At 67.8% G+C, this 9,474-nt stretch carries 9 protein-coding genes; 1 reads left to right on the top strand and 8 read right to left on the bottom strand.

Annotated elements, in window-relative coordinates:
- Positions 1–196: 196 nt before the first annotated feature.
- From AC1DQR_RS34585 to AC1DQR_RS34550, 8 genes are all read right to left on the bottom strand, one after another.
- Positions 197–823, bottom strand: a complete 627-nt coding sequence (locus AC1DQR_RS34585; RefSeq protein ID WP_416047560.1) for a nucleotidyltransferase family protein — start codon at positions 821–823, stop codon at positions 197–199.
- Complete coding sequence (locus tag AC1DQR_RS34580) at positions 820–1,848, bottom strand: XdhC family protein (RefSeq protein ID WP_416047561.1); 1,029 nt, start codon at positions 1,846–1,848, stop codon at positions 820–822. Before AC1DQR_RS34580 ends, AC1DQR_RS34585 begins: the two co-directional genes overlap by 4 nt.
- Entirely contained in the window at positions 1,821–2,402 is a 582-nt protein-coding gene (locus tag AC1DQR_RS34575; RefSeq protein WP_183032719.1) for an SRPBCC family protein, read from the bottom strand. Before AC1DQR_RS34575 ends, AC1DQR_RS34580 begins: the two co-directional genes overlap by 28 nt.
- On the bottom strand, positions 2,393–3,688 hold the full coding sequence (locus AC1DQR_RS34570) for a vWA domain-containing protein (protein ID WP_477134665.1): 1,296 nt from the start codon (positions 3,686–3,688) through the stop codon (positions 2,393–2,395). Before AC1DQR_RS34570 ends, AC1DQR_RS34575 begins: the two co-directional genes overlap by 10 nt.
- 3 nt (positions 3,689–3,691) lie before the next feature.
- The gene (locus tag AC1DQR_RS34565) at positions 3,692–4,588 is read right to left on the bottom strand and encodes an AAA family ATPase (protein ID WP_477134664.1); all 897 of its coding nucleotides are present in this window, start codon (positions 4,586–4,588) and stop codon (positions 3,692–3,694) included.
- A gap of 127 nt (positions 4,589–4,715) precedes the next feature.
- Positions 4,716–5,516, bottom strand: a complete 801-nt coding sequence (locus AC1DQR_RS34560; RefSeq protein WP_416047563.1) for an FAD binding domain-containing protein — start codon at positions 5,514–5,516, stop codon at positions 4,716–4,718.
- 15 nt (positions 5,517–5,531) lie between these two features.
- Positions 5,532–7,922: a xanthine dehydrogenase family protein molybdopterin-binding subunit gene (locus AC1DQR_RS34555; RefSeq protein WP_416047564.1), complete on the bottom strand. Its 2,391-nt coding sequence runs from the start codon at positions 7,920–7,922 to the stop codon at positions 5,532–5,534.
- Between the two features lie 10 nt (positions 7,923–7,932).
- The gene (locus AC1DQR_RS34550; RefSeq protein WP_477134663.1) at positions 7,933–8,415 is read right to left on the bottom strand and encodes a (2Fe-2S)-binding protein; all 483 of its coding nucleotides are present in this window, start codon (positions 8,413–8,415) and stop codon (positions 7,933–7,935) included.
- Positions 8,416–8,793: 378 nt separating this feature from the next.
- On the opposite strand from AC1DQR_RS34550, the gene AC1DQR_RS34545 reads away from it, so the two are divergent.
- Positions 8,794–9,372, top strand: a complete 579-nt coding sequence (locus tag AC1DQR_RS34545) for a YqaA family protein (protein ID WP_416047566.1) — start codon at positions 8,794–8,796, stop codon at positions 9,370–9,372.
- The last annotated feature ends 102 nt before the right edge of the window (positions 9,373–9,474 follow it).

Genomic DNA, 9,474 nt, shown 5'->3' with positions numbered 1-9,474 from the left:
TTTCTTTTCGTTAGTTTTCTTTGCCGGTCAAAGAAAAGTGACCGGCAGCCCCCGCAGGGGGATGTCGTATGGCCCTTGGGTGCAAAAACCAACGCCGATGAAACAAACAGCGACCAACCCCGCAGGCAGATGTCGTACGGCCCTTGGGTGCAAAAACCAACACCGCCAGCAAACACCCCAATACCCCCCAACCCCCTTACCCCCTTCCCCCTAAATCCCCCAAAGTATCCACATCCCGAAACGCCCCCTCATCCTCAGTAAGAATCCTCATCACCGGCTGCGTCTTCAACAACGCCCGCGCGCCTTCATCCCCATCAAGCTTCAGCAGGGCATCCCGCCACGCCGACCCGAATCCAACCGGATGCCCACGCCGTCCGTCGTGCCACGGTGCGGCAATCGCGTCACGCGTCGTGATCGTCAACGCCACCGCGCGCACCAGCTCGGCCGGCAGCCACGGCATGTCGGCCAGCGCCACGACCCAGCCGCTGGCGTCGGGCGTGGCGGCCACCGCGGCAGCCAGCGCGGCGCCCATGCCGGCCTCGGCGGCTGCCGTCTCCAGTACCCGGCAGCCGGCAGCCTGCAATTCGGCTGCCAGCGCGGCATTGCCCGGGCGGATCACGGCTAGCGTGCCGGGCAGCACGGAGACTAGCGTGCGGGCGCTGCGGGCGGCTACGGTGTGGCCGTCGGGCAGCGTGGCCAGGAGTTTGTTGCGCTGGCCGGCGGGGTCAAAGCGGCGGCCGTAGCCGGCTGCCAGCAGGATGCCGGTGGGGGGCTCGGCAGTGTGGATGGCACCGTTGATGGGGCCCGTCAGCGGGCTGGTCACGGGGTGGGGCTGCAGGTGCTGCCTTCGTTGGCGGCCAGTTCGCGCGCGGCCTTGGCGCCTTCTACCTGGAGGATGTCGGGCAGCGAGACGTGGTTCTTGGCGGCGACGACTTCGGCCAGGATCGAGATGGCGATCTCGGGGGGGGTGCGGCTGCCGATGTAGATGCCGACCGGGCCGTGCAGCCGCGCGAGCTGCAGGTCGTTGAGGTCGAACTCCTTGAGCCGCTCGCGGCGCGCCTGGTTGTTGCGGCGCGAGCCGAGGGCGCCAACATAGAAGGCGCGCGTGCGCAGGGCTTCCATCAGGGCCAGGTCGTCGAGCTTGGGGTCGTGCGTGACGGCGATCACCGCGCAGCGCTCGTCGAGCTTCATGTCGGTCACGGTGTCGTCCGGCATGGTGCGCACCATGGTGACGCCGGGGATGTCCCAGGTCTCGGTGTATTCCTCGCGCGGGTCGCATACGGTGACCTGGAAGCCCAGGCCAACCGCGATCTGGCTCAGGTACTTCGACAGCTGTCCCGCGCCAATCACCAGCATGCGGTAGCGCGGCCCGTGAATGGTGAGCAGGGTGGCGCCGTCGAAGGCAAGGCCGTCGGTGGCCTCGGCCGGGCCCAGGGTGGCGCGGCCGCTAGCCATGTCGAGCGTGCGGGCTACCAGCTTGCCGCCTTCCACGGCGGCCAGCAGTTCGTCCAGGTGGCTGTCGGCGCCGAGCGGCTCGGTCACCAGTTCGATGGTGCCGCCGCAGGGCAGGCCGAAGCGGTGCGCTTCCTCGGCGCTGATGCCGTACTTGACGGCTTCGGGGAGCGCGCCGGCAATGCCTTCGCGCCGTACCCGGTCGATGATGTCATCTTCGATGCAGCCGCCCGAGACCGAGCCGACCACCAGGCCGTCGTCGCGCACGGCCAGCATGGCGCCTTCCGGCCGGGGCGACGAGCCCCAGGTTCTGACTACCGTCACCAATAGCGTGCGATGGCCTTCGGCCTGCCACTTCACACTGCTYTTCAGGACTTCGAGATCCACGCTGTCCATGATCGTTTCCGCTTCGTTTCACCGTTTTGTTCATCGGGCGCGCTGCCTTCGCCGGCCGCCGCTCCGTCCTTGGCGACATTGTCATCCGTGCCTGGCTCGTCACCCTGCGCGCCGGACCCGCTCACCGCCGCCGTGAAGCGGTCGAAGAAGGTATCGGCCATCTTGCGCGCGGCGGCGTCGACCAGGCGCGAGCCGATCTGCGCGATCTTGCCGCCAACCTGGGCGTTGACCGTGTAGGTCAGCACCGTCGCGTCGCCTTCGGGGGCCAGCGTGACGGCCGCGGTGCCTTTGCCGAAACCGGCGACCCCGCCTTGTCCGTCGAACTGGATGGTGTAGCTGTCGGGCGCCTGGATGTCCTGCAGGGCCATGCGCCCCTTGAAGCGCGCCTTGACCGGGCCCACCGCGGCGGTCAGCGCCACCAGGTAGGCGTTGTCGCCGTCAGGCTCGATGCTCTCACATCCTGGGATGCATTGCTTGAGCAGCGCCGTGTCGTTCAGGGCTTCCCAGGCGGTTTGCTGCGCTACCGGCAGTTGCCGCGTCTGTGTCATTTCCATGGTTGGGGCGTCTCCTTGGTGTCCTTCATGTTTTTAATGTCTGCGGGCCTCGGCGCGGCGGGGAACACGGGCATGGCCAGGGTCTCGCGCGCGGCCAGCAGGGATTCGAGCGCGAACAGGCTGTCCAGGTTGTGCGCCGAGCGCAGGGCGTCCACATGCGGCAGGATGGCTTGCACGCCACGTGCCTGCGGTACGAAGCCGGCATAGCGCAGCAGCGGGTTGAGCCAGACGATGCGATGGGCGAAGCGGCGCAAGCGCGCCATTTCGGCGTCTAGCAGGTCGATGTCTTCATGGTCGAGCCCGTCGGTGACCAGCAGCACCGTGGCGCGTCCGGACAGCGCGCGGCGTGCCCACTGGCGGTTGAAGGTGGCCAGCGCGGCGCCGATGCGGGTGCCGCCGGCCCAGTCGCGCACCTGGCCCGTGATGGCGCCAACCGCTTCGTCCGGGTCGCGCTCGCGCAGCCAGCGGGTGATGTTGGTCAGCCGGGTGCCGAACAGGAACACAGACAGCCGCTCGCGCGATTGCATCAGCGCATGGCAGAAGTACAGCACCGCGCGCGAGTACTGGCTCATCGAGCCGGAGATATCGAGCAGCAGCACCAGCGGTGGGCGGCGCTCGGCGCGGCGGCGGTATTTCCACCGCAGCCATTCGCCTTGCTGGCGCACCGCCAGCCGGGCGCTGGCGCGCAGGTCGGCGTGCGGTCCGCTGGCGGCGGCGCGCAGGCGGCGCGTGCGCTCGGTGGCCAGGCGCGCGTGGCGCGCGCGGATCATGTGCTGCAGCGCGCGCCATTCTTCCGCGCCGAGGGTTTCAAAGTCGCGTTGCGCCAGGCGCTCCTGCGCGGAGAAGGTGAGCGGCGCGGTAAAACGCTCGACGTGGTATTCGCCACGGCGGCCGGACTCGGGCGGGCGCTGGGCGGCGAGCGCGTCGGCCAGCCGGTTGTTGCGCGGCGGCGGGGGTGCGCCGGCATCCACGCGCGGCAGCAGCAGGGCGCGCAGCTTGCCCTCCCAGTCCGGGTCGCGCCAGAACAGGTCAAAGGCGGCGTCGAACAACAGGCGCTGATCGGGCCCGCTCACCATCAGGGCTGCCATGGCCGCGCGCACTTCGTCGCGCCTGCCGATGTCCACGTATTGCAGCGCCAGCAGCGTATCCACAGCTTGTGCGGGCGACAGCGCAAAGCCGGCATCGCGCAACAGCCGCACGAAATGCGTGACGTTGCGCGCCAGCATGGGCAGCGTGCCGGCGGGTGGCACGGTGGCGAGCGGAGCGTCCGGATGGAGCCGGGGCATGGCTCAGGCTCCCGGCGCCCGGCTGGCGAGCAACTCGGCCACGGTGGGGCCATCGACCCGGGCCAGGTCGTCCTGGTACTTGAGCAGCACGCCCAGCGTGTCGCGTACCGATTGCGGATCGAGCTCACAGACGCCCAGCGCGGCCAGCGCGCGGCACCAGTCGATGGCTTCGGCGATGCCGGGCGACTTGAACAGGTCGATGCCGCGCAGCCGGTGGATGAAGTCGATGGCCTGGTGCTGCAGCGCGGCGGCGGCCTCGGGAGCGCGCGCGGCCACGATCTGCAGTTCGCGCTCGCGCTGCGGATAGCCCATCCATTGGTACAGGCAGCGGCGCTTGAGCGCGTCGTGCACCTCGCGGGTCCGGTTGGAGGTGACGATGATGAGCGGCGGCTGCTCGGCCCGGATCACGCCGATCTCGGGGATCGACACCTGGAACTCGGACAGCACCTCCAGCAGGAAGGCTTCGAAGGGTTCGTCGGCGCGGTCGATCTCGTCGATCAGCAGCACGCGCGGGATGCCGGGCGCGGCCGGGTCGGGCAGCAGGGATTCCAGCAGGGGGCGCTTGAGCAGGAAATCGTCGTGATACAGCGATTGCGTGTCGGGCCGCTCGCCGCGCGCTTCCGCCAGGCGCAGCGCCATGATCTGGCGCGGGTAATCCCATTCGTACAGCGCGCTGGAGGCATCGAGCCCCTCGTAGCATTGCAGGCGCAGCAAGCGCATGCCGAGGGCGTCGGCCATGGCCCGCGCCAGCGCGGTCTTGCCCACGCCAGGCTCGCCTTCGAGGAAGAGCGGGCGCTGCATGCGCAGTGCCAGGTACAGCACGGTGGCGGTTTCGCGATCGGCGAAATACTGCTGTGCCTCCAGCAGGGCAGCGGTTTGATCGATGGACTGGGGAAGCATGGGTGCTAGCCGGTTGGCTCCCCTCTCCCACCACGTGGGAGAGGGGCTGGGGGAGAGGGCGGGCGTGAGCTCGAAGTAAACACGCTCGGCTTGGCGAGTGCCGGCGCTTTCGCTCCGGCTTTCTCCCCTATCCCTTCAACGCCTGCTCCACCGCGCGCGCCGCCAGCACCGGGATGAGGTGCGCGCGGTACTCGGCGGAAGCATGCAAGTCGGTGTTCAGCTTGCTTGCATCCACCACCACCGCGCGCGCTGCCGCCGGCGTGAAGCTGGCTGCCAGCGCCTGCTCCAGCGGTGCGCAGCGGAACACGCTGTCGGCCGCGCCGGTGACCGCGACCCGCACGACCTTGCCGAACTGCGCCACCATCACGCCCACCAGCGCAAAGCGCGATGCCGGGTTGCGAAACTTGATGTAGGCGGCCGTGTCCGGCGTGGGGAAGCGCACTGCGGTGATCAGCTCATCGGGTTCCAGCGCGGTTTCGTAGAGGCTCTTGAAGAAGCTATCGGCGGCGATATTGCGGCGGTCGGTGACCACCGTGGCGTTGAGCGCGAGCACGGCCGCCGGGTAGCAGGCGGCCGGATCGTCGTTGGCGAGCGAGCCGCCCAGCGTGCCCATCGCGCGCACCTGGCGGTCGCCGATGCCGTCGGCCAGCGCGGCCAGCGCGGGAATGCGCTTGCGCACGTCGGCGTTGGCCGCCACGTCAGCATGGCGTGCCGCCGCGCCGATCACTAGCTCATCGTTCTCGACACGGATATCCGCCATGCCGGGAATGTGGGCTACGTCGATCAGCGCGGATGGCGCGGCCAGGCGTAGCTTCATCGCGGCCAGCAGGCTCTGGCCGCCGCCGAGGTACTTGGCGTCGGGGTCCGCCTTGAGTTTGTCCACGGCCGCCTTGGTATCGGCGGCGCGTTCGAAATTGAATGCGTACATGATGTGCCTCCGATCTCAGTTAGGGGCCTGCGCCAGGCGGATGGCCTGCCACACGCGATGCGGCGTGGCGGGCATCTGGATGTCGTGCACGCCAAGCGGCGAGAGCGCATCCACCAGCGCATTGATGAAGGCCGGCGGCGAGCCGATCGCGCCGGCTTCGCCGCAGCCCTTCACCCCAAGCGGGTTGTGCGTGCAGGGCGTGCCCTTGGCGGTTTCCACCGTGAAGTCCGGCAGGTCGCTGGCGCGCGCCATGGCGTAGTCCATGTAGGAGCCGGTCAGCAACTGCCCACTGTCGTCGTCATACACGCACTGCTCCAGCATGGCTTGGCCGAGGCCCTGGCCGATGCCGCCGTGTACCTGGCCTTCGACGATCATCGGGTTGATGATGTTGCCGAAATCGTCCACCGCGGTGAACTTGATCACCTTGCTCTCGCCGGTGTCCGGATCGACTTCCACCTCGCAGATGTAGGCGCCCGATGGATAGGTGAAGTTGGTCGGGTCGTAGAAGGCGTTTTCGTTCAGGCCCGGCTCCAGCTTGTCGAGCGGGTAGTTGTGCGGCACGTAGGCGGTGAGGGCCACCTCGCCGAAGGTCTTGCTGCGGTCGGTGCCGGCCACGCTGAACGTGCCGTTCTTGAACTCGATGTCGGCGTCCGAGGCCTCCAGCAAGTGGGCCGCGATCTTCTTGGCCTTGGCTTCGATCTTGTCGAGCGCCTTCATGATCGCCGAGCCGCCTACCGACAGCGAGCGCGAGCCATAGGTGCCCATGCCGAACGGCACGCGGCCGGTGTCGCCGTGCACCACTTCCACGGCATCCAGTGCAATGCCGAGCCGGTCCGCCACGATCTGCGCGAAGGTGGTTTCATGCCCCTGGCCGTGGCTGTGCGAGCCGGTGAAGACGGTCACGGTGCCGGTCGGGTGGACACGGATCTCGCCGACTTCGAACAGTCCCGCGCGGGCGCCCAGCGCACCGGCGATATTCGACGGCGCCAGCCCGCATGCCTCGATGTAGCAGGAGTAGCCCAGGCCACGCAGCTTGCCGCGCTGCTTCGCTTCTTCACGACGCGCGGGAAAGCCCTTGACGTCGGCGAGTTCCTGCGCGCGTGCCAGGCACGGTTCGTAGTCGCCGGTGTCGTAAGTCAGGCCGACCGGGGTGGCGTAGGGGAAGTCGTGGATGAAGTTCTTGCGGCGGATTTCCGCCGGGTCCATCTTCATCTCGCGCGCCGCGGCTTCCACCAGCCGCTCCACCACATAGGTGGCTTCCGGGCGGCCCGCCCCGCGGTAAGCATCCACCGGCGCGGTGTTGGTGAACACGGCGCGCACTTCGGCATAGATCGCCGGCGTAGTGTACTGCCCGGCCAGCAGCGTGGCGTACAGGATGGTCGGCACGCTCGACGCGAAGGTCGACAGGTAGGCGCCCATATTGGCGGTGGTGTGCACCCGCATGGCCAGGAACTTGCCGTCGGCGTCCAGCGCCAGTTCGGCCTTGGTGACGTGGTCGCGGCCGTGCGCATCGGTCAGGAAGGACTCCGAGCGTTCGGCGGCCCACTTGATCGGGCGCTTGATCTTCTTCGAGGCCCAGGTCAGCGCCACGTCTTCCGCGTACAGGAAGATCTTGGAGCCGAAGCCGCCGCCCACATCCGGCGCGATGATGCGCAGGCGGGACTCCGGCAGGCCAAGCACGAAGGCGCCCATCAGCAGGCGCTCCACGTGGGGGTTCTGGTTCGATACATAGACCGTGTAGCTGTCGTCCTGCCGGGTGTAGCTGGCGTTGACGGCGCGCGGCTCGATGGCGTTGGGGATCAGCCGGTTGTTGATGATCTCCAGCGTGGTCACGTGGGCGGCCTTGGCAAAGGCGGCGTCGGTGGCGGCGCGGTCGCCGTGGCCCCAGACATAGCTGGTGTTCTCGGGCACGTCGTCGTGCACCAGCGAGGTGGCCGAGGCAGCGTGGGCGGTGTTCACCACGGCGGGCAGTTCATCGTATTGCACGTCGATCTTCTCGGCGGCGTCCTTGGCTTGCTGCAGCGTTTCGGCGATCACCAGCGCGACCTGGTCGCCCACGTGGCGGGCCTTGCCCTGCGCCAGCACGGGGTGCGGCGGCTCCTTCATCGGGCTGCCGTCGATGCTGTGGATCAGCCAGCCGCAGGGCAGGCCGCCGACCTTGTCGGCCGCCACGTCGTCGCCGGTGAAGATGGCGACCACGCCGGGCGAGGCGAGGGCTTCGGTCTTGTCGATGGAGACGATGCGGGCGTGCGCGTGCGGCGAGCGCAGGAAGTAGCCGTAGCTTTGCTGCGGCAGCACGATGTCGTCGGTGTATTGGCCGTTGCCGGTGAGAAAGCGGTAGTCTTCCTTGCGCTTGACCGAGGCGCCGATCAGGTGTTGGTTGTGCTGGTTGTCAGGTGCGTTCATGGCGGTCCCCTTATTCAGCGCTGACGCCATGCATCGCGGACTGGCCTTCCTGCACCGCGCGCACGATGTTGTGGTAGCCGGTACAGCGGCACAGGTTGCCGTCGAGCTGCTCGCGGATGGCGGCGGYGTCGGCATTGGGCTGCTGCGTGACCAGGGCGATGGCGCTCATCACCATGCCGGGCGTGCAGAAGCCGCACTGCAGGCCGTGGCAGTTGCGGAAGGCTTCCTGCATGGGGTGGAGCTGGCCCTCCGGGGCGAGCCCTTCGATGGTGGTAATGCTGGCGCCATCCGCCTGCAGCGCCAGCATGTTGCACGACTTGACCGCGCGGCCGTCCATGTGCACGGTGCAGGCGCCGCACTGGGCGGTGTCGCAGCCGACATGGGTGCCGGTCAGGCGGAGTTGTTCGCGCAGGAACTGGACGAGAAGGGTGTGGGGTTCTACCTGCGCGTCGACGGCGCGGCCGTTGACGGTCAGGCGGATAGGAATCGCCATGCTTGTCTCCATGTGGGTGGACACGTGCACGACCAATCCCTGAATCCCGAAAAAACTGCGCGGGACTGGCCACGACGCGTTACTGCCGTTTGTTGGGTACGGCTATTTCGTGATGTTGGTACTGCGGTGCTTCGGTGCTGCCGGTCAATGCCTGACAATGACCTAAGAATGCCGTGCCGCGAACGTTTGGCTGCGACATGCTCTAACAGTTAATCACAAATCTCCGGCGCATGCCATGCGGGTTGCCCCTTCGCCACCTGGCGCTGCCAGAGGGCGCCGACGGCGTCGGGCGCGGGGGCGCAGGATGGCGCTGCTAGAATGGCCCGCCGTCCGGCCGCCACACCGCATTCACCTCGCTCCGGCACCCGATCTCTCAATATGGAAGGCTTCATCGACTGGCTGTTCGAAACCGTTGCCCTGCCCAAGGTGGGCTTGCCGGCTATCTTCGTGGTCAGCCTGGTGTCCGCCACCTTGCTGCCCCTGGGCTCGGAGCCGGCGGTCTTCGCGTATATCAAGCTCAATCCGCATCTGTTCTGGCCGGCCATCGTCGTCGCCACGCTCGGCAATACCGCGGGCGGCGCCATCGACTGGTGGCTTGGCTACGCGGCCAAGCTGGCCGTGGTGCGCTTTCGCAAGCGGCGCCAGCTGCGCGCGCACGAGGAGGAGCACGCCGAACACCGCCGCCATCCCCGCCAGCCGCGCAAGCCGTCGCTGGATGCGCGCTACTTCCGGTGGATGCGTCGGCTGGGGCCGCCGACCTTGCTGGTATCGTGGTTGCCCGGGATTGGTGATCCTTTGTGCACTTTGGCCGGCTGGCTCCGGTTGTCGTTCTGGCCGAGCTTGGTTTACATGGCGATTGGCAAGTTTCTGCGCTACCTTGCCATGACGATTGCCCTGCTCTGGATCCCGGATAGTTTCTGGCACGGCATCGCAGCCAGCCTCAAAAGCCTGTTCTAGCTAGCGCCTCTCACGGCACGGCAAGGGTAAGGCAACCCTTGCCCAAGCAAGGTTCTGCCATGTTGCGGTGCGGCGAAAGCAGGCCTTGAAGTACAATTGCCC

This window comes from Cupriavidus sp. 05L411 (assembly GCF_056398045.1).
This window is presented reverse-complemented; position numbering and strand designations above follow the sequence as displayed.